The following is a 23,153-nucleotide window of genomic DNA, read 5'->3' as shown; positions in this document are numbered from 1 at the left end:
ACAAGGTCGTTATATGCCTCGTCCGCCTTTTTTTAAAATTAACCTAAAATACCACTTACATATATTAACATTAATGTATTTATTAAACTAACGTGCAATCGTTATGGGTCAGACCCCCCAGGATTTTACAGCTAAACTTCCCCCTCCTTCCCCTCAACAAAAAAGGGCCGCCGCACTGCGAGGTGCGGCGGCTTTCCATGTGCGGCCGTGCGGGGGGTCTTCTTACCAGACATCCTTTACAAAACGTCCTTCTTCCTGAAGACCGTCCAGCCATTCCTGAGCTTCATCTTCAGTTTTTTGTCTTGTATTCATAAAACACTTTTTCATTGTTTCCTCTACTTGCGGTGCCATCTTGCTCCCTTCACCGCATATATAGAGATGTCCGCCCTTCTCTTCAATCAGTTCCACAAGCTCTTCTTCCCGTTCTTTCATGACATCCTGCACGTAAGTTTTAGGTTTATTTTCCATGCGGGAAAAAGCCGTATGCACAGTAACGATGCCTTCTGCTTCATATTCTTTCAGTTCATCGTTATATAAGAAATCATGATGTTCGTTTCGGCTTCCGAAATATAAATGTGCCTCTCCTAAATCCTGGCCTTCCTTCTTCATCGCTTTGCGGGCTTGAATAAAGCCTCTGAACGGTGCTACCCCCGTACCTGGCCCGACCATGATGACCGGTGCATCCGGGTCTTCAGGAAGCTTAAACGAGCGCTGAGTCCGGAAAAAAACAACAATATCATCTCCAGGCTTAAGTTCCATCAGAAAGTTGGATGTAATACCGCGGTATTCTCCGCTGCCGCTGAAAGCTTTTCCCCTCACGACACTCACCGTAATACTAACCTCATCTTTCTGCACTTTCGGTGAACTTGATATCGAATAATACCTGGGTTTTAAAGGTGGAAGCAAAGCGATAAAACGATCGAAATCCATTTCACACGCCTCATACCGCTCGAGAAAATCAAGCATAGACACCCTTTTATTGACCACGTTTTCTTTATAGCTCCCTTCATCGAGAAGTTCCTCCAGCTCTTTTTTGTGAGGAGGACATGTTGTTGATCCAGCGAGCTCCTCCACCTGCTCTCTTGAAGCAGGTTCCTGCAGTTCCACACTGTAGCTCAGTAAATCATAAATGCTTACCGCCTGTCCTGCAGGCAGGTGGGCAGCGCTCCGGCCCTCCGCTTCAATCATTACTTTTTCTGTCCCATTTAAGTGAAACCTTTTTAAAACTCTCTCTATAAGCTGATGGTTATTTTTAGGAATAACTCCCAGATGGTCCCCTTCGCTGTAAGTCAGTCCTTTAGGGACCGCTATTTCAAGATGCCGGGTGTAGCGGCCGCTGTCTTCATGCTGCAGTTCTCTGTTTTCCAGTACTTTTGTTTCTTTAGCTAAGTAATTTTGGGCTATGGAATGCTCAGCAATCCCGCTTACATACGTTAACTTAATTTGATTTTTCTGATTAAGAAGGTCCTCCGGAACGTCGATATCAAACTTTTCCATTATTGCCGGCCACAAATCCTCCTGCCACTCTTCAAAAGCCATTTCAAAATCCCCGCTTGCGTCGCCTTCTCCCCGTTCCAGGATACGTTCGGCACCTCTTTTATCAAGTTCTTTATCTATAAAAGCAGGAACTTTCTGGTAAGTACTTGCCCAGTTTGTGTCACCGCATCCAAACACAGAATAAACTACCCCCTCGAGAGAGTCTTCCGTTTCATGCAGCCAGGCCGTAAACTTTTCTGCATTTTCAGGAGGCTTGCCATTATAAGAGGCCGATGCAATCAGCACAATGCCTTCTTGCGGCAAGCTTCCTTTAAATTCTTCCAATGTAGCCACATTACTTTCAAATCCCTGCAAACGCCCTTTATCAGCAAGTTCACGGGCAACTCCCTCTGCGGTCCCCATTGCGGATCCGTAAAGGACAAGTAAAGGAGTCCCATGGTAGTTTCTTTGCACCTTTTCTTTATGCTGCTTGCTATTTTCTTCCTTAATCCGATTTTTAAAACCTGGCAGCATAATATCTTTCTTATCACGGACTTTTACTTTCATTTTGAAATCGTGAGGTTTAAGAGTAAGTGTTTCTTTTACTTCCAGGTCGTAATCATTATGATCTTCAAATTCAAATTCTCTTAAGATCATCCCAAGGACAAGAGTTGCTTCATGCAGGGCGAACTGCTGTCCAATACAAGCCCTCTGGCCGTTTCCGAATGGTTTATAGGCGTGCTCTGGAATCTTTGTCGGATCTTCGAAGCGCTCGGGTACAAATTCTTCAACGTCTTCCCCCCACGCTTCTTTATCGCGATGCAGTTTAGGAAGAAGGACATTAATGGTATCCCCTTTCTTAATCTCATATTCTCCCTGCAGTGTTGTATCCTCCTTAGCAAATAACGAAAATGCCGGTGCAGTCGGCCAAAGCCGCAATGTTTCATCAAGCACCATTCGTACGTACTTCAGCTGGCGGACTTGCTGATAGTTCGGGTACTCATCTGCCAGCACAGTATCCGTTTCCTGTCTGGCTTTCTTAAGCTTATCTGGATTCTTAAGCAAATAATAAATAGCAAATGAAAGCAGCCCGCTCGTGGTCTCGTGGCCGGCGATCAGAAAAGTAATCATCTGGTAACGGATGTTTTCATCGTCCAGCCCTTCGCCAGTTTGGGGATCTTTTCCCTCAAGCATCCTCGACAGCAGATCCCCTTTATCCTGGTCCTCTGCGTTTTTACGGTCTTCTATAAGCTTATCAACGAGTTCGTACATTTTTTCTACATTCTCATTAAATTGACTCTTTTTACGAAAGCTCAGTTTGTTCTGAATATCCAGACGCTGCAGCTGACTCATGGCCTCGTCCAGAGCGCTTACCATATTATTTATAAACGGATGGTTTTTTTCACTGTAAAAACTGTTAAAGCGGTAATTAAAGCCGCATAACCCAATCGTATCCAAAGTCAGCCTTGTCATATCTTCAGGTACATTTATCTCCTCGTCATCATTAAGCCTCGACCATTTTTGAATAAGCTGAACTGCGATATCAGTCATTTTGTCGTGATAATCTTGCATCGCTCTCTGGCTGAAACTCGGAAGCAGGATATTGTGCGCTTTTTTCCAGTTCTTTTCTTCCGTCCAGCTTGTAAATAGCCCGTCTCCGGCAAATTCTCTTGCATTTTGGAGCGGCTGCCAGACGTTTTTGTCAAATCTGGACTCATCACATACCTCTTCCACAAATTTATGCCCGGACACATATAACGTGTCTCTGCCTGGAAGTTCCATTCTAAAAATAGGGCCGTATGTTTCAGCAAGTTTCACGAATGACTGAACGGGTGCCTCTGAATCCAGCTGGGGAAGGTTCATTAAAGGACCGTATGTTTTAGGCTGAGGAAAATCCTCTCTTGTTATTTTCTCTGACATTCTCAACACTCCTTTTCTTCTTCCGGAATGAATATTCATTCCGCTGACTATAAGCTGATGGCGTCCCAGCAGCATTCTTTGAAATGATCCATTAATGTCTCTGTCTCCTTGATATGTCCGCGCTGTATATATTTACAGCAGCCTATAAAAGCACCGAAAACCATAACAATTAAAGCATAGGAAGGAAGAGGCTTTACCAGCTTTTTCTCCTGGCCTTCAGCAATAAATTCATGGTAAATATCCAATAGAGAATGATACATGCCGGTGCTTTTTTCATTTAGAGCATGGGAGTGGCTGTGGGAATCAATAAAGTAGACCGCTTTAATGTTCTTATCAGCAAACTGAACCATGCCTGCAAATAAATGATCAAATTTAATGGTTAAATCTTCTTCATTTTCAGGGTAATTCAGGGAAATAGTTTCCTTTAGTCTGCCTATGTATTCCTGAAACAGTTCGTTAAGAAGTGCTTCTTTATTTTTAAAATACCGGTAGACTGTTCCTGCACCGACATCCGCCGCCTCAGCAATCATAGGAAGCGTTGTGGCGTCATACCCGCGCTCTGAAAATAACTCAAGAGAAGCCTCGAAAATTCTTTTCCGCTTATCAACCTTCATCTAAGTTCTCCACCTTTAAATCCATATAATAACAATCTACTGATAACCTTTCTGTCTTTTTCCCAAACCTTTTCCTGTGAAAATACTAACAAAGTCTTACGTTGTGATAGTTTTTTTACACAGGGATTTATTTGAGGTTGTTTGAGTGGCCTTTTATACAGGAATACGATTAAAGAGTACGAAAGTTTAGGAGGGATAAGTAATGAAAGCATTAGCTCTTGAAGAAGCAGGCGGTAACTTGAAAGTGATGGATGTACCGATTCCCGAACCTGAAGCCGACCAAGTTCTAGTAAAAGTTCATTCGGTCGGACTGAATCCGGTCGATTATAAACTGGCAAATAGTCCGTTGCCAGAGTGGCAGTTTCCCCATATTCCAGGACTTGACGTAGCAGGTGTTGTGGAAAAAACAGGTGAAAATGTGACCGGTTGGCAGCCCGGAGATAAAGTTTATTACCATGGCAGCCTTGCCCATCAAGGCGGGTTCGCTGAATATTCAATGGCCCGTCAGGATGTGCTTGCTCCTCTTCCGGAAGGACTGAGCTTTAATGAAGCAGCTGCTTTGCCCACTCCTGCTTTTACGGCTTACCAGTCGCTGAACAGGAAAGTTCCTCTTCGGAAAGGACAAACAATTTTAGTTCAGGCCGGTGCCGGAGGAGTTGGAGGATTTGCAATCCAGCTCGCCCACCTGAAAGGGCTTGATATCATTACCACATGTTCTCCTGAAAATGCGGATCATGTTAAGAAACTGGGCGCCAGCAAAGTAATCGACTATAACACTGAGAACGTTGTAGAGGAAGTGCATAAATACACGGAAGGCCGCGGTGTCGATATTGTAATGGACATGGTAGGCGGCCAGACAGTATCAGAGGCTATGGATATGCTTGCATTTAACGGCCATCTGGTAAGTGTGGTAGAACTGCCGGATATGAGCCAGTATGAACCTAAATCACTCGCCCTCTCAATTCATGAAGTAGCCTTAGGATTTGTTTACCGGACAGACGATGAACGGCAAATTGCCGACCTCGGGCATATCGCCAGGGAAGTCGGAGAATTAGCATCAAGTAAAAAGCTTGACCCTCTGTTAGAAGAGGTCGTCACGTTGGATGCTGTGCCCGAAACCCTTTCAAAAATTAATGAAGGTCACGTTCGCGGGAATATCGTGTGTCAAATAGTGGATTAATTGCAATGAATCAGCGGCTAATGTAAGCCGCTGTTTTTTCGGGGGCTGCTTTTTCGGGGTCAGACCCCTCGCGCTTTAAAGCTTTAAACCGCTGGGGGTCTGACCCCTTTGTGAATTTCCCGCTTTTATTAAATGAGGCTTTGTGTAGAGGTGCTTTATTCTCAATATATAGCGATTTTCTTCATAACGTTTCGATTTACCAAATAAAGGTTAAAGACTTTCATCAGACGTTATCAAATCTATTTGAAAGTGAGTTGATAGTGTGCAAGCAGTTACGTTTCAGGATAAAGACAAAATAGAAGTGAAAGAGATGGAAGACCCGAAGATTCAAAACGGGGATGATATGATTATCCGCATCACAGCTTCCGGTATCTGCGGTTCGGACCTTCATTTATATAAAACAGGCATCCCTCTGGAAGAAGATTATATTATTGGCCATGAACCAATGGGAATTGTCGAGGAAACCGGGCCGGATGTTAAGAGTCTTAAAAAAGGTGACCGTGTTGTAATTCCGTTTAACGTAAGCTGCGGAACGTGTCATTTCTGTAAAAATCAGATGGAGAGCCAGTGTGATGAATCAAACCCTCATAGTGACTCAGGCGGATTATTTGGTTTTTCAAAAATGTTCGGCAATTATCCTGGCGGACAGGCAGAGTACTTAAGAGTGCCTTACGCTGATCAAACGTCGTTTAAAGTCCCTGAAAGCAGCGAATTAGATGATGAAAGTGTGTTATTCCTTTCCGACGTCATCCCTACTTCCTGGTGGAGCGTTGAGCCTGTCAAAAAAGGCGATACAGTCGTTGTATTAGGGTGCGGGCCGATCGGCCTGATGACGCAGAAACTGGCATGGTTAAAAGGGGCTTCAAGAGTCATCGCGGTTGATCAGGTGCCTCACCGTCTCGAACATGCCAAACGGACAAACAATGTAGAAACTTATAATTTCAGTGAAACGGAAGGCGTAGGCGAACTACTGAATGAAAACACGAAAGGCGGAGCAGAAGTAGTTATCGACTGCGTTGGTATGGATGGCACAGTTCCTCCAAATGAAACGTTCGGTTCTGAAGGAGACAACCAGTTTGGTACGATCAGTCCAATTGTCACTGCTTCTCAGGCTGTCAAAAAGTTTGGAATCGTTCAGCTTACAGGTGTTTACGGAACGGAAGCAAACAACTTCCCACTCGGTGATTTCTTTGCCCGGAATGTGTCTCTGAAAATGGGACAGGCGCCAGTCGTTCATATGATGCCTAAATTATATGAAATGATAGAAAACGAAGAGTTTGATCCGAAAGATATCATCACTCACCGTATGTCCTTGTCCGAAGCTCCTAAAGCCTATGATATTTTTGATAAAAAAGAAGATAACAATATCAAAGTTGTTTTAAAACCATAGATAATTCAGCGGGGAGCCTTCTTAACAGAGGGCTCCTTTATTCGAAAACAAAAAAGGGGTCAGACCCCCCATTTAATTACAAGATTACCTCCGTATTCCAATTTCAATCAATTCATTTATGTTCTGGAGAGTCTTTTTTGCTTTTCCCTCAATTATAAGATCAAATCCCGCTCCAGTTTCTGCAGTTTCCGCGTTAATATAAACCGTTTTTCCTGAAGTCATTGCCGGCAGCTGGTTTGCCGGGTATACTTCCATACTCGTCCCGATGACAATTACAAGGCCCGCTTGTTCGATCGCTTCCAAGGTTGTCTCCCAGGCTTCTTGAGGGAGCATCTCGCCAAAAAGAACAACAGCAGGACGCAGTCTCCCTCCACACCGGCTGCACGTTTCATGAGAAGTAAATGCTTCAATAGATCCCTCTTTGCCGCAGTCATGACATCTGATACTTCTAATAGAACCATGTAATTCCTGTACATTTAAGCTTCCCGCAGCGGAGTGAAGACCGTCAACGTTTTGGGTGCCAATCAGCTGAACCAGATTGTTTTCTTCCCATTTCGCGAGTACACGGTGCCCCTCATGAGGTTCTATTTGATCCAGAGCTTTCATCCGCGTCGCGTAAAATTCCTGAAAGAGATCATAATTGCTATCAAGAGCTTCTACCGTGGCGACAGTACGAGGGTCAATCTGCTTCCACCAGCCGGACGAAGACCTGAAATCAGGAATATTCGATTCCGTAGACATACCTGCTCCTGATAAAATGACGGCCCTATCAGATCCTAAGAGCCATTTTGCAGCCATAACCATATCTTTGTTTTTCCCCGGGAAAACCTTGTCACTCCAAGCCAGCAACAGTTCTTCTCCTATGTTTTTGCTTGTAAGCATATATTTGCCCAGATAAGGATAAATAAGCGGATCCGCCTTTAAGATATGAAGGCTTCTTAAGGGAGAGCCATCCAGCAATCTCAGGGCGTTATCCCAGCCTGTCACCTCATTTCCTTCCCGAGGCGATAGGTAACCGCGCTCTAAAGAATCCCCATTTACAGTCCGTTTAAATACCCACTCCCCATTCTTTTTCTCCTTTCCTGAAATTTTAATATGTTCATTTTCCGTGCCGACAGTTAACAGCTCCTGCCAATCTTTGACTGATACCATATCGCTGCCTCCTTAGTAAATATCTCATTTCATTCTAACATAGAGAAAGTGACACTAACTGTCTGTATGGCCGGAAGCTTTTCTGCTTAAGGCTCTTACAAATGGTTCCTATGCTGCCGTTTTACTTATTTGAAAAAGGCTCAGAGAGTAACCCCTTTGTATTTTGTCAAAACTTATGTGAGGTCAATCACATACAAAAATTAATTTCATATATATACTCATTTTAAGGAGGGATGTATCGTGAAAAAATTAATCACAGTACTTTTAGGGACCTCTCTCTTAATTGCCGCATGTGGTGACGGTAACAATGAGACAAATGAGGCACTGGCAAGTGAAACAGCTTCTAACGGTTCCTATGATTTAACGAATGGCGAAGAAGTTTACGTAAAAGCCTGTGCAAGCTGCCATGGCGGTGATTTAAGGGGAGCAGGCGCTGGAGGCGTAACAAATTTAACATATGAAGAAGTACTGGATGCCGTTGTAAACGGCTCAGGTACAATGCCGGCCGGACTCGTGACTGGAAGTGATGCTGAAGATGTGTCTGCATGGGTGCATGAAGCCGGAAAAGAATAACACGTCTTTCAGCTTTCGATAAGCAAGAGAAATCTGCTGTCCTGCTATAATCTCTGACGCGGCCTAAAAACAAAAAAGGGGTCTGTCCCCTCACGCGTTAAAGCGCGAGGGGACAGACCTCCCTTTTATTTCCAGTTCTATTTCCTCCTGCTGTCTTCCAGCAATTCAATGATTCTGTCTAATTTCCTGTTCATTTCTCTTAACTGCTCATTTTTATCCTGATGCCGGTATTTGTTATTTTTAATAAACATCGTTAAGGAAACTATAAATAAGATAACAAGTCCTATTACCACGAGCTGATAGACCATAGCGAACACATCCAGGGGCATAAACTTTCCCCTCCTTTCATCATATGAGACAGAAACTTTTGATTAAAATAGCGTGTTCTCCTCACTTGGAACATGCTCAACAGATATTTGCGGCCACTTGGACTTCCAGTTCTTTTCCTTTATGCGCTTCTCATATATTGCTGCCCTTTCCTGAGTTTCTGTAAAGAAAGGCGTAGGTTTGACCCTCATATTCAAGGCGTCTTCAATTCCCCAGGGGGCTGCTAAACGAATGTGATTATTTGCATCAAGCGATAAACCTAAAGCAGTAACTGTTTCAGGAAATTTAGATATGGCATCAACTGATGAGAGATAAGGTGGAATATTATTAACTGTATGCATGCGCGCCTGATTTTTTACCGACCATGGCAAGCCGGGTTTCAGTTCTTTTAACTGTGCTTCCAGTTTCTTTTCTTCTGCTTCATCCGTATTCGTCTTATCAAAATAAATAACATCTATATCCGGCGGCGCTGTCTTCTGACTAAACCCGTGCAGCGTATCCCAAATTTTTATACGGATAAATCCCGCGCACACCCACCAGTCGGCCAGCTTCAATTCTTTTGCCGCTTTCAACACATCCATCATAAATTCATCATCTCTAACATACTGGATGAACTCTTCTTCGCTGTGGATACTCATTATAACCTCCTCAAATTGGATCTTTAAATCCTCCTAACAAAATGGTTTCCCGCACAATTTCTGAGAATTCCTGTTTTAAAGACTTGCCAGTAATAAACGTAAGCCTTCCCCCTCCTTCTCTAATGTTTCACGTGTAACATTTTTATTAACACTCTCTTAGTTTCTGCTTCCACACTTCAGCTCTCCCTCTGAAAACTAAGGAAGAAATTTTCAGTTATATAAAGTTAAATCATTCTCTAAATTTACCAATTACGTTAGAAGATATCAAATTGGCCGAAGCGTCTTCTAATGACCTTCGCCGGATAGGTGAAGCAGCTGTTAAAGAAGGAGAAACGATTCATAATATGCCTTTTACAGTTACCGCTGACGATGTGGTACAGGCACTACTCGCTGCAGACCGTTATGCTAAAGCCTTCAAGCAGTCTGAAAAATAAAACAGGCTCCCCCTTTTTAATTGCTAAGTTTTATCTATGGGCCCCTGGAGCTGGCTAGATATTAACTACTACCGGCCAGTTCGGGTCGCCTTCCTGCTCTCACCTCTCTCCTCAATCTTGGCAGCGCTTTAAATGACATGCTCTCCTTCTGTTAATCTCCATTTAAACAGGGATGAAATTCTTTAAATCTGGCAAAACTTAAGGAAAGATAGTTATTAGGAGAGAGTATCATGGAACCGAATTTCTTAGATTTAACTTTAAAATTAATTACCGGTTTCTTTATGCTTTTCCTTATTACAAGGATCCTAGGTAAAACAACAATTAAACAGCTGACTCCTTTTGATTTCGTTTCAGCTATCGTTCTTTCTGAACTTCTCGGAAACGGGGTATATGAATCAAATATTCCGCTCTCTTATATTGCTTATGCAATTATTTTATGGGGAGTTTTACTGGTAGTCATGGAAAAGGGGCTGCTTAAATCCAAGAAAATTCGCGGAACAATGGAAGGAAATCCGTCTATCGTTATACGTGACGGAATAATTGACAGGCGTGAGCTTAAGAAGAACCGTATGAACGTAAACCAGCTGCTCAGTTTGCTCAGGCAAAGCGAGATCTTCTCTATAAGAGAAGTCGCCTACGCTATTTTAGAATCAAACGGTGGGCTGAGTATTATGAAGAAGTCGAAGTATAAGAAAGTTTCTATTGATGATTTACAGCTTCCGGAGAAGCCTGTTTATTTACCTGCGAGCCTGATTCTAGATGGGGAGATACTAGAAGATAATCTGAGAGATTTAGGTTTTACAAGGCCATGGCTGACGAATCAGCTCACTTCATTAGGATATTATGACATTAAAGAAATCATGTATGCCGACTGGCTTACAGGCGAAGGATTATATGTTATACCTAAGCAAAAATTTGAGGCAAAATAACACCGCATCCCACTCAAGAGGCTGGGACAAAAGAATAGTAATCATAAAGAAAACCGAACAAATCTTATGATTTTTGTTCGGTTTTTAGCTTTTGTATGCCAGGCGGACGCTTGCCCAGGTGCTTGTCTTCAACTAAATTAACTCAGCCTGGAGCTTCGTTGAATTGGATCTTCAGACTGCGCTTATTCCCTGTGGCGTCACCCCCTTCTGTCCTTCAATCAAAAAGCAGAGGCTATTTAATAATTGGTAATACTAAGAGTAATTCACCTTATAAGATGTCTGATAAAATTATTGTTCGTCCTTTACAAACTTGTTTTTAGTTTTGTCTCAGCCTCTTCTGTTCCGTTATTTTATTAACCAGTTCCTGAAGCTCAGGTGTCATTCCTTTCACAGCTTCATTCCCATACACTGTTACAGGCACTCCGAGAAACCCTAGCGCTTCAATTTCTTTTTGATACGCGGCATCTGCTGATATATCGCGCACTTTATAATGAATGTTGTTTTCAGTCAGCATCTGTTTTACAAAAGTACACTCAATACAGTCTTTCGTCGTATAAACGATAACCTCTGTTTTCACTAATACTCCTCCGTTTCATTTGTCCTGACCCCCCGGCCTTAAAAACAACATACAACATGTCACTTATGGTATGCATGTCCATGAATAATTCGGAACGCTCTGTATATTTGTTCCGTAAGAATCAGGCGCATCAATTGATGTGGAAAGGTCATTTTTGAAAAAGATAACTGAAGATCTGAACGGTCTAACACTGCTTTCCCCAGACCGACCGATCCGCCTATCACAAAAGCTATTTTACTCTTCCCGTATGTTGCCAGCTGATCTAATTCCTTAGCGAGTCTTTCTGAAGTCCAGGCTTGTCCCTCAATCGCAAGCGCAATTACAAACGTATCCTGGCTGATCTTGCTTAATATTCTTTCACCTTCTTTTTCTTTCACCTGAATGATCTCATTCTCACTCATATTATCAGGCGCTTTTTCATCTGCTACTTCTATAATCTGGACGTTTGCATAAGAACCAAGCCGTTTCGTATATTCCTGAATTCCCTGCTTTAAGTACTTTTCTTTCAATTTACCAACAGCAATAATTGAAATATTCATTTTATCCACCGCCCTTCACTTTATCCACAAAAGTTATCCACATATGCACAGTAAATATTCCATAAAAGCGGGTAATTAGAACTTTAACCAAGTAACTTAATTGTGGACAGTTTTATAAATTAATCCGGTTATGCACAAGTTATCCACATTAATTACCCACAGTTGTGCGGTGTTATAACTCCTGGCTTATGACTTGATAGACAGCCTGTTCATTACAAATAAAACATTTTTCCAAAACGGTTTTGTCTTCCGGCAGTCTTTCTAAATCAGGCGGCAATCCCTCGTCTGTCAAGGCTTCTTCAATTGCTTCCTCTGCATGTGTTGCGCAGCTGTAAACCATACATTCCACCTCAGTCCTATATAAAAATTATCTTTAGTCTGAACATACGAACGTCAGTTTCAGGATTGACAAAACAATTATCCACAACGGTGTGTGAATAACTATTCTGACAACTAAACAATAACACTTGTCCACTATCCACAGGTTTCACAACCTGCCATTATTTCTCTGAGTATGAGAAAATTCCAGATGACTGACAAGTCCTGCGGAAGCATAATTTTTTCTTACGCTTTAACAACGTTAGACTTTTTAAAGTATAACAAAAAAAGAGAGGATAGTTATCCCCTCTTCCGCACCGTCTAACTAAAATACTTGCTTATCTAAAGTCAGTTCTACCGATTGTTCTTCCCCGTCGCGGTAAAAAGTGACAGTGATCGTGTCGCCGACACTTACATCTTTATAAAGGAAACTTCTTAAATCATGAGCGTCTTTAATCTCTTGATCATCAAGGGCTACAATAACATCGCCTTCTCTTAACCCTGCTTCGTCTGCTGGTGTGCCGTTTTCCGCACTTTCGACGTACACCCCGCCTTTAACATCTTCAGGCAGGCCTAACGTATCGTGCCAGTGGAAGCTTGGAATTTCCTGAAGTGAACGAAGAGCGATGCCCATTTGAGGTCTCTGCACTTCCCCATATTGTTCCAGATCTTCTATAACCGGTAAAGCAATAGCTGAAGGAATCGCAAACCCTATTCCCTCAACTGCCTGCTGGGCAATTTTCATAGAGTTAATGCCAATCACTTCTCCCTGAATATTTAAGAGAGCGCCGCCGCTGTTCCCCGGGTTAATGGCTGCGTCAGTCTGCAGCACTTCTGAATTCCAGTCGGGCTGGCCGTTTCCTGTTAAATCTACTGGGAGACTGCGTTCTACAGCACTGATAATTCCTAAAGTAACCGTCCCTTCAAAAGATAAAGGGTTGCCAATTGCAATTGCAGGCTCTCCGGCTTGTAAGTTTTCGGAATCGCCAAACTCTGCAACCGTATCTACCTCGTCCGCTTCAATGGTTAATACAGCTAAGTCTGTCAAAACGTCTTCCCCCACAAGTTCCGCCGGAACACGTGCACCATCATCCAGCGTCACGTCGATCTCACTTGAACCCTGCCCTGCTCCTTCAATCACATGGTAGTTAGTGACTATAAAAGCCCTGTCTTCTTCTATCTTATAAATAACGCCTGACCCGGTTCCTTCACCGCTGCCCTCAGGGCCGAACAGGCCTGTAGACTGCCTCATATTGACTACCCCTACAACTGCATCGGATACCTGCTCAACCGCTTCAATAACTTCAGATGTGGTTTGCAGGTTCAGTGTCTCAGTGGCTATATTTTCGTCGTCATCTTCTGTGATTTCATCACTGCCCACAGGAGAGGTATTCTTTGGAATAACCTCATACGGAAGAAACCCGTTATCTGCCAGTAGAGGTACAGAAAACACTACGAGCAGTGCCCCTATAACCGCCCCCGCAAATCCGTAAATGCCTGTCCGCTTTGTGCTGCGCCGGGCATCGCTCCGGGTTCTGGCAGCAGGCGCATGATCATCATAATACCCCATATTAAACCCTCCCTATTGGCCTTATGCGAAAAAAGACAGATATCCTTTTTCTTACCATTATTTTAATAAACTATTAATGGGTTCGTCTATTAAGATATTTGAAATTTGATATTTTTCCACAACTATAGGATTTCCTGGCCACTCAAATATTAAACAGCTTCATATGACAAGCCCAAAAAAACTTACACCACTTTCAGTGGAGTTGGAATAACTGGATCTGTATCGTAAAGCTTAACCTGTCTGCCGACTTCAATATTATTTTCTTCTAATGTCTGCTGAACAGTCATCCGGGCCAGATCTTTCATATTATTATCCAGACTCAGGTGAGCAAGGTAAATATCAGCCCTGCTGTCCCTTACAATATCAGCCAGTGCAATGCCGGCATCCACGTTTGATACGTGACCTTCATCTCCTAAAATACGGCGTTTAACTGTCCACGGGTATTTGCCCATCCTCAGCATATCCATATCGTGGTTCGATTCAAAAATCAAAGCATCCGAGCCCTTTGTTATACCCATCATATGGTCGCTTACATACCCTGTATCAGTTAGAATAGTTAATTGTCTGCCTTCGTGGTGGAAGGAAAAAAACATAGGATCAGCTGCATCATGTGAAACCCCGAACGACTCTATGTCCAGGTCTCCAAATGCTTTCGCTTCTCCGGTTTTAAAGTGGAATTTCTGCTCCAGGGGGATAGCCCCAATCCCAGCGGCCATTGCTTCCCATGTTTTTTGATTGGCGTAGACAGGTAATTTATAACGGCGGGCGAGTATGCCTACTCCCTTTATATGGTCACTATGTTCGTGACTGACCAATATACCGTCCAGCCTGGAAGGGCAGAGTCCAATCTGCTTGAAGCACTGCTCTATTTTTTTACCGCTCAGCCCCGCGTCAATTAACAGACGCTGCTTATTTGTTTCCACATATATGGCATTTCCCGTGCTTCCACTGGCCAGCACACTAAATTTTAAACTCATAATTGCTTTCACTCCAATTAACTGATCGATTGGATTTCCCCATTCAAGGCATCCACAAAAAAGTCCTCGTTATCCACTCTTATCCTCCATACCGGAGCGAAAACCTGAAAGTTGTCATCAGGCTGGATAAGACTGTAGTAACCGAGCTCAGAATGCTCAATTACTGCATTAGCACTAAGATACCCTCCATCCAGTAAGCGCTCTACTGCTTTTAGGGGAGATAAAAGATCCTGTTCCCGTCCCTCCTGCTCTGAAATCTCCATATAGGTCTGGACATATGATTCTATCTCCAGGTCTTCCGTTAAATGTAAGACGAGATGGAAATTTTCCCTTTCATACTCATCTATTTTCCTGCCGTTATAAGTCTGATAAAGGCCGATAAAGTTTTCTGACTCGTTGTATTGGGCAATCTCATACTCTTCTCCTAAAATGACATGCTGCTGGAGAAACGCATCAACTGTAGCTGACAAATTAGCCCCTACAAGACGGAATGGACCGTCCAACTCGGAAAAAACGGTGGTCGGATTTAATAATGAAATGGTTTGCCGTTCCAGATTTTCTTCCAGGTAACTCTCGTCAAAAGTGGCAGAAGTACCGGTGACCGGCGCTCCCGTCACCGTCTCTTCAGCGTCTTCTATATCAATTTCAATACCTTCTTCTTCAAGTCGTGATTGCAAATCCGGATCCGTCAAAACGCTTATTTCTCCCTGTTTATTTCTTTCATAAAGCTGGTAGCCTAAAAAGATATTCAGGAGGAGGAAAGTGACTATAAAAATGGTTTTTGTTTTACTCCAATCCATTGTAAGTCACCTCCTGGCCCGAATTTGAAGAAAAGTCAAGCTGAATCCATCTTCCCTCTACTTTTAAAAACCAGGCAGGTTCAAAAATAGCGAAAGAGCGCTGCCGTGTCATGTAATGGGCGATCCTTATATCTTCAACAGCTCTCATACTAAACACTTCATCTTCTTCAATATGACGCTCGACTTCTTCAAATGAAGGAAGATTTACATCTGAAGTTGTTTCAAAAGGATGTTCATTTAATTGATACATTGGACGGGTATATTCCGTAATGGTATTGCCTGTCCGGCGAACATCCATCATATAGTGGTGTTCCCTGTTCATATTTGAACCGTATACCGGAAATCCGCCTACATGAAGCCTGAAGGAAGCCCGGTCATCCACTTCCATTTCTCTCCAGTCTTCTGCATAAAAATCATCCGTCCATCCGGAATGGGTGTTGATAAAGTCGAGGCTGTCCTGCAGAATTGTGTCCATCCCTGCAGGTATAGTCGCCCGGACATTTGGTCTTACATAATTTAAAATAGCTCCGTTTTCCTGCAGGTTAATCATTCGGTTTCCGTCTGTATACGTCTGACCCTGACTTCCTTGAGAATAGTTTTGAATAAATTCCGGATCAGGAAACAGGATTTGAAAGAAAGACTGAGTGCTTAAGTCAGTTGTTTCATAGGTGTACTTTCTTAATGTAGTAGATTCTGTCGGTGTATATTTAACCGGTTGGAAATCGCTGTCAGGCCGTTCCTGGAATACTCTTTTCTCAACCGGGGTCTGATGCTCTTCTGTTCCTTCATAAAGGGCTTGCAATTGACTGACTGAAAAGGAAGTTTCTGATTCATAAATGACTTCCTCTTCGATGTCTACAAATTGCACCATCACTTCAGTCCCGCTGGATGATGGGGGATTCTCGACCAGAACTATTCTGTCTGCCTGCTCCAAAGGTAAATGATCTTCTTCAAAATTAAAAAGATCTTTCAGCCATTCGCTTTCTAAAGGATCATCGAAAACGAGTTCCAAACCGTTATAAAAATGCTCAAGAGAAGGGGCATGGGACGGCCCTCTCCGGTACAGATAATCGATATCAATCTCTTTAAGCTCATTTATAATGGTCCTGTACTGGCCTTCCATCGGATGGAGATAGGCTATCTCTTCTCCTTCATGAATTAATATTTCCTTCGGCTGAATGATTTCATGAAAATCCCTTGTTTCACCTAAATCCTCAATTTCTACATAGTTTTCTCCTGATTCTTCCCGAACACCGTATTCAGGCTGGTAAGTCCACAGCAGCCATGTCAGTGTTACACTGGATAAAACCAGAATGGTCAGTACGGCAGATTTAATATTTTCAAGCATCATCCATCACCCCATCTTCCTCATAAGGCAGACTGAATGAAAAGGTTGTCCCCTTGCCCCATTCGCTGCTTACCCAAATGTCGCCGCCATGAGCAATTGCAATTTCCTTTGCAATCGCGAGCCCAAGGCCTGTACCGCCAAGGTTTCGGGAACGAGCTTTATCCACCCTGTAGAACCGGTCAAATACATGTGATAAGTTTTCTTTCGGAATTCCGACACCTTCATCTTTCACACTTATAATAATACGGTTCTTTTCAATTTTTAACGTACATGTGACTGTTCCGCCTTCAGGGGAATATTTAACCGAATTGGATAGAATATTATCCAGAAGCTGTGTAAGTTTGTCCCGGTCTCCCAGAACGGGTATACTTTTATCCGGAATTTTACGTTTAAACTGGATATCCTGTTTTTTTGTTGCCATTTCAAAACGGTCAATAACCTGATTGACAAAGGTCGTAGCATTCATACTGGCCAGATTCATCTGGTAGTCTTTACTGTCCATTTTTGACAATTGTAATAAGTCATTAACAAGACGGATCATCCGTTCTGTCTCATTGGATGTCACATTAAGGAAATGGGGAGCCACTTCCGGATCTTCCAGAGCCCCATCTGCCAAAGCTTCTAAATAACTTTTCATAGAAGTAAGCGGTGTACGGAGTTCATGTGAGACATTAGCTACAAATTCCCGGCGTTCTTCTTCAATTTTTTCCTGTTCAGTAACATCATGAAGAACGGCAATTAATCCATTTTTTTCCCCGTTTTCTTTCTCAATAACAGAAAAATGAGCCTCAAGAATGATTTCTTCCTCATCGTTGTCAAAATCAAGCAGAATCGGATCTGTCATTCTGTAAAGGTCTTTTAATTTCATAAAATGATCCAAATTAAGCATTTTAGTTATTTCGGTGCTCATAGCCTTTTCCTGATCCTGGTCGAGCATTTCTTCTGCCCTGCGGTTCATTAATATAATTTTTCCGTTTTTATCAGTCGCTATAACCCCGTCTGTCATATGTGTCAACACTGAAGAGAGCTTTCTTCTTTCTCCTTCAGTCGTCGCATGAGCTTCTTTCAGTTTTCCAGTTAAATCATTGAAAGTAGCTGCGAGTTGTCCGATCTCATCATCGCCATAAACTTTTACGTTTCTGGAGAAATCCCCTTCACCCATTGCCGTAGCCTGTTTTCTTACTGCAGTAATCGGCCGGGTAATTGTCCTTGCAAGAAAAATTCCTAAAGCTGCTGTTAAAGCTAAAGCAATAAGAGTGCCTGTTAAAAGGATTTGATTAATCTGCTGCATCTGATTATAAATCTCTTCCATTGATGCTTCGATATAAATAGCACCTATGACAGCCTGGTCTTCTGTTTTCACAGGCACAGCCATAACCCGGACACGGTTGCCCGTTTCCTCATCTCTGAGAATCTCCCTTTCATCTTCATACCCTACGAGAGCGCGTTTCACCCGGTAGTTTGTCGTCCGCTGCCCTTCGTAAATCCGATGATCCGGGGAGGTAGCTGTAATGACTATACTGTTCTGGTCAATAACCTGGACATCAGCGTTATCTATCCTTAATAACTCCCTTAAAAGAGAATCAATTCGTGACTTAAGCGAAGCCTCTTCATCTTCTTCATCTCTTAGCATTTCCTGCTCTACATTATAAGAAATCAGCTCTGCCCGTTCTTCCAATTGTTCGTTAAAATTACTGACAAGCTGTTCTTCGAGCTGCTGGATAAAATAAACTCCGATAACCTGCATCGCAATCAGAATCAATAGCACGTAGATGATAACAATCTTAAGGTGTATTGATTTATAAAAGCGAATTCTGCTCATATTTTAACTCTCCTGATCTGATTGACGAAGGTAATACCCTACCCCCCGGCGAGTAACAATCCATGCCGGATTACTTGGATTATCCTCCACTTTTTCTCTTAATCGGCGTACCGTCACATCGACCGTACGAACATCCCCAAAATAATCATAGCCCCATACCGCCTGAAGCAAATGTTCGCGCGTCATGACTTGTCCAGTATGACGGGCTAAATAATAAATAAGTTCAAACTCTCTGTGTGTAAGCTCAATAGGGTCCCCACGCTTTGTAACAAGGTAGGCGTCAGGCTGAATAAGTAATGGACCGATTTCAATGTTTTTACTCCCTGTTTGAGATTCTTCTGATTTCTGGTTCCGGCGGCGCAAGTTTGCTTTTACCCGTGCCACCAGTTCACGTGTACTGAACGGTTTAGTGACATAGTCGTCCGCTCCAAGTTCAAGTCCAAGAACTTTATCAATCTCCGAATCTTTTGCTGTGAGCATAATTATCGGCATATCATATGTCTTTCTGACTTCCCTGCATACTTCCATTCCGTCACGGTACGGGAGCATAATATCTAAGAGGATCAGGTCCGGTACATGTTCTTTAGTCATTTCTACTGCCTCATTTCCGTCATAAGCGCAGATAACGTCGAACCCTTCCTTTTGTAATCCAAACTGTAAAATATCAGCAATCGGCTTTTCGTCATCGACTACTAGAATTTTTTGCTTATCCATTTTCTCACCAGCTCCTCTTCGGTAATTCACCCTCTCTATTCTACCACATAAAGAAAAATACTCTCCAGCTAAAGGAAGAGAAGTTTATCCAATTCGTGAGAGAGGCGTGCTGCTAATAAAGCTCTTACTGACCCCCTTCCCATAAACAAAGCACTTCACTCTGATACGGCACATTTCGCCTTATTTTGATATTATTGCCGGGGAAATACTTTTATTCGACTATTTTCAAAGTTCCTTTTAGGTTCAATGGAAAAAATTAAAGGTGACGGGACAGTTCTACGGGGGCACGGGGTAATTGCTCAAACAGGACGAGTAACTTGTTTCGACAACCAGGACACCTGATTTCAAGCGGGCCCCGCACGCGATGTGCATATAAAGTAATGGTGCTTCGCTGGAAGAGAAAACAGTCTCGCAAATTTAAATCTCCATCCTGCGAAGCCAAAAGCATACAAAAAAACCTATCCGTAAAGGATAGGATAGTTATTATAATTAAATGGTGCTGGCCAGAGGACTTGAACCCCCAACCTACTGATTACAAGTCAGTTGCTCTACCAATTGAGCTAGGCCAGCACTCAAAAATGGTGGCTCGGGACGGAATCGAACCGCCGACACACGGATTTTCAGTCCGTTGCTCTACCGACTGAGCTACCGAGCCTTATTTATTAAAATGGCGGTCCCGACGGGAATCGAACCCGCGATCTCCTGCGTGACAGGCAGGCATGTTAACCGCTACACCACGGGACCAGAATCTTTCAAAATATGTATGCAATGCCTGTAAATGCCTGTACAAAATAAAAAAAATAATTGGTTGCGGGGGGCGGATTTGAACCACCGACCTTTGGGTTATGAGCCCAACGAGCTACCAGACTGCTCCACCCCGCGACGATAAAATATTAAATTATTTGTTACTGAAAATAAGTGACTGTCTCTGCTTCAAAGTTTAATGCGTCGAGACAACTAGCCAATTAATTTCCCTTTACTCCTTATTATTAGGAGCAACAGAATAAATTATACTAGGTTTTTCATAATAAGTCAAGGAAAAAATAATGGTGACCCGTACGGGATTCGAACCCGTGTTACCGCCGTGAAAGGGCGGTGTCTTAACCACTTGACCAACGGGCCATGATTAGATAATCTTTTAAAAATCATGGTGAGCCATGAAGGACTCGAACCTTCGACCCTCTGATTAAAAGTCAGATGCTCTACCAACTGAGCTAATGGCTCGCAGTTCCTCAGAAAGTGTTGTTTCTGTTATCTTTCAGCGACAAAATATATAATAACATTAAACTGAAAAAGGCACAATACTTTTTTCAAAAAAATTTCTTTCACTCTCTGAAACCTTTTTTACTTTACCTGAATTTCATATATAAATCAAGAGCTTCATCAGTTTTTTTTCATAAAAGAATGCTTCTGAGTCTTCTAAGGCATATCCTGTTAAAGCAGTGAAGCAGAGAAGAGGCTGTCTCTTCTCTGCTTAAAAATTAGCCAAATACACCGCGTACAAGGTTTGTCTGTTTACGGTCAGGTCCCACAGAGAAAACTGTTAAAGGAATACCTGTCAGCTGGGAGACCCGTTCAATGTAGAAAAGAGCATTTCGAGGCAGATCATGAAGGGACCGGACTCCGGTAATATCTTCTGTCCAGCCTGGAAGCTCTTCATAAACAGGCTCACATTCTGCCAGCACTTTCAGACTCGCTGGGAATTCCTCCATAATTTCTCCCCTGTATTTATATGCCACACAGATTTTCAGTGTCTCAATTCCTGTAAGAACATCAATTGAATTTAAAGACAGATCGGTTATACCGCTCACACGTCGGGCGTGACGGACAACGACACTGTCAAACCAGCCTACACGGCGAGGACGGCCGGTGGTCGTGCCATATTCGTTGCCGACTTCACGAATCTGGTCGCCAATTTCATTATTCAGTTCAGTAGGGAACGGCCCATCGCCGACACGGGTCGTATACGCTTTTGACACCCCTACAACGTGGTTAATCTTTGAAGGCCCTACGCCGGAGCCGATTGTAACGCCTCCCGCAATCGGATTTGAAGAAGTAACATACGGGTAAGTTCCCTGATCAAGATCCAGCATGACTCCCTGTGCTCCTTCAAACAGTACTCGCTTTCCTGAGTCCAGTCCGTCATTCAGAATAACAGATGTGTCAGCTACGTACTTAGCAAACTGCTGGCCATATTCAAAATATTCATCGAGAATATCTTCAATCTTAAATCCTTCTGTCTCATAGACTTTTTCAAGCAGACGATTCTTTTCACGAAGATTAATTTCAAGTTTTTCTTTAAATGTTTCTTTGTCAAGGAGGTCAGCAATACGGATACCTATCCTTGCCGCTTTATCCATATAGGCAGGGCCGATACCTTTACGCGTCGTACCAATTTTATTTGCACCCTTGCTCTCTTCTTCAACTGCGTCCAGTTTCAAATGATAAGGTAAAATGACATGTGCCCGGTTACTGATACGCAGATTATCTGTGCTCACATCACGCTCATGCAGGTATTCCAGCTCTGTTACCAGCGCTTTCGGGTCAATCACCATTCCATTTCCAATCACGCATGTCTTGTCGTTATAAAAAATTCCTGATGGGATTAAATGCAATTTATACTTTGTATCATTAAAGACAATCGTATGGCCTGCATTATTACCCCCTTGATAGCGGGCAATTAATTCAGCCTGCTCAGATAAATAATCAGTAATTTTTCCTTTTCCTTCGTCTCCCCACTGTGTTCCTACTACCACAACCGATGGCATCAGACGCGCACCTCCTGGATTATTTAAACAATAAATAATTTTTTCCCTCTCTTATAAACCATCGTTAGTTTATCAGTTTAACAGTAGTCAGTCAACCATAACACGAACATTATAACAAAATACCTTCTTTTCATTCGTTTATAAGTAATTTAAAAAAAGACGTTTCCGTTATTAAAACGGAACGCCTTTTTTAGTAGGAATGTATAGTGTCAGGCTGCCTTTACGGAAGCTGGTTTAGTAAATTTATCTTTAAAAATAACGGTACGGATGTAAGGAATGACCCAGCGGTCGCCGCCGAATTTACCGGCATTGTAGCCTGCTGCAAGGATAAAAATGGTAAGAAGCACTAACCATGGGTTTGAAGAGATGGTGCCTGCGAACATAAACGCGAAGTTCATGACGATTCCGAAGAACGCTGCTGCCGTTGTCAAAACACCTAAAATTAAGCCAAGCCCTACGAGTACTTCACCCCAGGCGACCATAAAACTGAAAACTCCGGCATTCGGCAAAGCAAAACTTTCAATAAATGCGTGATACGTCGGATACTGCTCAATTACCGCTTCATTGTTGACCACACCTGTTAAATATCCGCTTGCATCAAACGGCTCTCCTGTTACTTTTCCCCAGCCTGCTGTCAGCCACTGCCAGCCAAGATAAACACGTAATACTGTCAAGACGCCCGCTGCAATTTTGTTGTTTCTCAAAAAATCCATAAACATGATTCATTCCTCCTCAGGAATCTTTTTTTGTAGGGAGCCAATGATCACTTCCAAATAATAAGTATAAGTCCGGAAGTTTAATGGAGCGAAACACTTTCGTTCACTCATTCACATGATGGTTTAGTTAGTGACCACTAACTCTTTCTTATGGTTATATTATATAATGGTTCCTACTCCCGTGAACGTGTTAACTGTGAACAATTCGTAGCGGTCCCGTGTCCAAAATGTGACACTAACCTGGGAATTTATGGGGGGTCTGACCCAGTAGCCTTGCATGAATGGAATATAATGTAATTTTGAGTTTACAAACACAAAAAAAGCTCCTATTGTAGAGGAGAGACCAATACTTGTTCCCAATCCTCTACAAA

General features: G+C 42.7%; 21 protein-coding genes and 6 tRNA genes. 5 read left to right on the top strand and 22 right to left on the bottom strand.

What is annotated here, in order from left to right; genetic code table 11:
* Window positions 1-222: 222 nt before the first annotated feature.
* On the bottom strand, window positions 223-3,396 hold the full coding sequence (locus K8O68_RS00475; protein ID WP_230894984.1) for a bifunctional cytochrome P450/NADPH--P450 reductase: 3,174 nt from the start codon (window positions 3,394-3,396) through the stop codon (window positions 223-225).
* Between the two features lie 47 nt (window positions 3,397-3,443).
* On the bottom strand, window positions 3,444-4,010 hold the full coding sequence (locus K8O68_RS00470) for a TetR/AcrR family transcriptional regulator (protein ID WP_230894983.1): 567 nt from the start codon (window positions 4,008-4,010) through the stop codon (window positions 3,444-3,446).
* A 202-nt stretch (window positions 4,011-4,212) separates the two neighbouring features.
* Here K8O68_RS00470 and K8O68_RS00465 point away from each other — a divergent pair, with 202 nt between their 5' ends.
* Complete coding sequence (locus K8O68_RS00465) at window positions 4,213-5,190, top strand: zinc-binding dehydrogenase (protein WP_230894982.1); 978 nt, start codon at window positions 4,213-4,215, stop codon at window positions 5,188-5,190.
* Between the two features lie 262 nt (window positions 5,191-5,452).
* Window positions 5,453-6,580, top strand: coding sequence for a zinc-dependent alcohol dehydrogenase (locus tag K8O68_RS00460; RefSeq protein ID WP_230894981.1), 1,128 nt, complete (start codon window positions 5,453-5,455; stop codon window positions 6,578-6,580).
* Between the two features lie 84 nt (window positions 6,581-6,664).
* On the opposite strand, the gene K8O68_RS00455 is transcribed toward K8O68_RS00460, so the two are convergent.
* Window positions 6,665-7,732, bottom strand: coding sequence for an SIR2 family NAD-dependent protein deacylase (locus K8O68_RS00455; protein ID WP_370640459.1), 1,068 nt, complete (start codon window positions 7,730-7,732; stop codon window positions 6,665-6,667).
* Between the two features lie 240 nt (window positions 7,733-7,972).
* Here K8O68_RS00455 and K8O68_RS00450 point away from each other — a divergent pair, with 240 nt between their 5' ends.
* Entirely contained in the window at window positions 7,973-8,305 is a 333-nt protein-coding gene (locus K8O68_RS00450) for a c-type cytochrome (protein ID WP_230894980.1), read from the top strand.
* 137 nt (window positions 8,306-8,442) lie between these two features.
* Here the strand turns inward: K8O68_RS00450 and K8O68_RS00445 are convergent, their stop codons facing one another.
* Both K8O68_RS00445 and K8O68_RS00440 read right to left on the bottom strand, forming a co-directional pair.
* Window positions 8,443-8,634, bottom strand: a complete 192-nt coding sequence (locus K8O68_RS00445) for a DUF4083 family protein (RefSeq protein ID WP_230894979.1) — start codon at window positions 8,632-8,634, stop codon at window positions 8,443-8,445.
* A 42-nt stretch (window positions 8,635-8,676) separates the two neighbouring features.
* Window positions 8,677-9,270: a nucleotidyltransferase family protein gene (locus tag K8O68_RS00440; RefSeq protein WP_230894978.1), complete on the bottom strand. Its 594-nt coding sequence runs from the start codon at window positions 9,268-9,270 to the stop codon at window positions 8,677-8,679.
* Between the two features lie 269 nt (window positions 9,271-9,539).
* Here K8O68_RS00440 and K8O68_RS00435 point away from each other — a divergent pair, with 269 nt between their 5' ends.
* Together K8O68_RS00435 and K8O68_RS00430 are read left to right on the top strand one after the other, a co-directional pair.
* Window positions 9,540-9,704, top strand: a complete 165-nt coding sequence (locus K8O68_RS00435; protein ID WP_230894977.1) for a hypothetical protein — start codon at window positions 9,540-9,542, stop codon at window positions 9,702-9,704.
* 230 nt (window positions 9,705-9,934) lie between these two features.
* Window positions 9,935-10,633 (top strand): YetF domain-containing protein, encoded by a 699-nt coding sequence (locus tag K8O68_RS00430; protein ID WP_230894976.1) that lies wholly within the window; start codon window positions 9,935-9,937, stop codon window positions 10,631-10,633.
* 316 nt (window positions 10,634-10,949) lie between these two features.
* On the opposite strand, the gene K8O68_RS00425 is transcribed toward K8O68_RS00430, so the two are convergent.
* The 17 genes from K8O68_RS00425 to K8O68_RS00345 all read right to left on the bottom strand — a co-directional run bounded on the left by K8O68_RS00425 (window position 10,950) and on the right by K8O68_RS00345 (window position 22,785).
* A complete protein-coding gene (locus K8O68_RS00425; protein ID WP_230894975.1) occupies window positions 10,950-11,210 on the bottom strand; it encodes a glutaredoxin family protein in 261 nt (86 codons plus the stop codon).
* Between the two features lie 59 nt (window positions 11,211-11,269).
* Window positions 11,270-11,749: a 23S rRNA (pseudouridine(1915)-N(3))-methyltransferase RlmH gene (gene rlmH / locus K8O68_RS00420; protein WP_230894974.1), complete on the bottom strand. Its 480-nt coding sequence runs from the start codon at window positions 11,747-11,749 to the stop codon at window positions 11,270-11,272.
* Between the two features lie 172 nt (window positions 11,750-11,921).
* Window positions 11,922-12,089 (bottom strand): CxxH/CxxC protein, encoded by a 168-nt coding sequence (locus K8O68_RS00415; protein WP_230894973.1) that lies wholly within the window; start codon window positions 12,087-12,089, stop codon window positions 11,922-11,924.
* Between the two features lie 303 nt (window positions 12,090-12,392).
* Entirely contained in the window at window positions 12,393-13,637 is a 1,245-nt protein-coding gene (locus tag K8O68_RS00410; protein WP_230894972.1) for a S1C family serine protease, read from the bottom strand.
* Between the two features lie 182 nt (window positions 13,638-13,819).
* Window positions 13,820-14,614: an MBL fold metallo-hydrolase gene (locus K8O68_RS00405; protein ID WP_230894971.1), complete on the bottom strand. Its 795-nt coding sequence runs from the start codon at window positions 14,612-14,614 to the stop codon at window positions 13,820-13,822.
* 17 nt (window positions 14,615-14,631) lie between these two features.
* Window positions 14,632-15,414: a two-component system regulatory protein YycI gene (locus K8O68_RS00400; protein ID WP_230894970.1), complete on the bottom strand. Its 783-nt coding sequence runs from the start codon at window positions 15,412-15,414 to the stop codon at window positions 14,632-14,634.
* On the bottom strand, window positions 15,401-16,765 hold the full coding sequence (locus K8O68_RS00395) for a YycH family regulatory protein (RefSeq protein ID WP_230894969.1): 1,365 nt from the start codon (window positions 16,763-16,765) through the stop codon (window positions 15,401-15,403). The genes K8O68_RS00400 and K8O68_RS00395 overlap by 14 nt, the downstream gene beginning before the upstream one ends.
* Complete coding sequence (walK, locus tag K8O68_RS00390) at window positions 16,755-18,584, bottom strand: cell wall metabolism sensor histidine kinase WalK (RefSeq protein ID WP_230894968.1); 1,830 nt, start codon at window positions 18,582-18,584, stop codon at window positions 16,755-16,757. The genes K8O68_RS00395 and walK overlap by 11 nt, the downstream gene beginning before the upstream one ends.
* 3 nt (window positions 18,585-18,587) lie before the next feature.
* On the bottom strand, window positions 18,588-19,298 hold the full coding sequence (gene yycF, locus K8O68_RS00385; RefSeq protein WP_230894967.1) for a response regulator YycF: 711 nt from the start codon (window positions 19,296-19,298) through the stop codon (window positions 18,588-18,590).
* Between the two features lie 494 nt (window positions 19,299-19,792).
* Window positions 19,793-19,868, bottom strand: a tRNA-Thr gene (locus tag K8O68_RS00380).
* Between the two features lie 9 nt (window positions 19,869-19,877).
* Window positions 19,878-19,953: transfer RNA gene (locus K8O68_RS00375), tRNA-Phe, on the bottom strand.
* A 13-nt stretch (window positions 19,954-19,966) separates the two neighbouring features.
* Window positions 19,967-20,042 (bottom strand) — tRNA-Asp (locus K8O68_RS00370).
* 61 nt (window positions 20,043-20,103) lie between these two features.
* A tRNA-Met gene (locus K8O68_RS00365) sits at window positions 20,104-20,180 on the bottom strand.
* 165 nt (window positions 20,181-20,345) lie between these two features.
* Window positions 20,346-20,420, bottom strand: a tRNA-Glu gene (locus tag K8O68_RS00360).
* 26 nt (window positions 20,421-20,446) lie between these two features.
* A tRNA-Lys gene (locus K8O68_RS00355) sits at window positions 20,447-20,522 on the bottom strand.
* A 257-nt stretch (window positions 20,523-20,779) separates the two neighbouring features.
* A complete protein-coding gene (locus tag K8O68_RS00350; RefSeq protein ID WP_230894966.1) occupies window positions 20,780-22,066 on the bottom strand; it encodes an adenylosuccinate synthase in 1,287 nt (428 codons plus the stop codon).
* A gap of 209 nt (window positions 22,067-22,275) precedes the next feature.
* The gene (locus K8O68_RS00345) at window positions 22,276-22,785 is read right to left on the bottom strand and encodes a DoxX family protein (RefSeq protein WP_230894965.1); all 510 of its coding nucleotides are present in this window, start codon (window positions 22,783-22,785) and stop codon (window positions 22,276-22,278) included.
* Window positions 22,786-23,153: the final 368 nt, after the last annotated feature.

The organism is Salipaludibacillus sp. CUR1 (genome assembly GCF_021028955.1).
In the GTDB taxonomy this organism is placed as follows: Bacteria; Bacillota; Bacilli; order Bacillales; family Salisediminibacteriaceae; genus Salipaludibacillus.
Note: the sequence above shows the minus strand (reverse complement) of the source record. Positions and strands in the feature narration are given on the sequence as shown.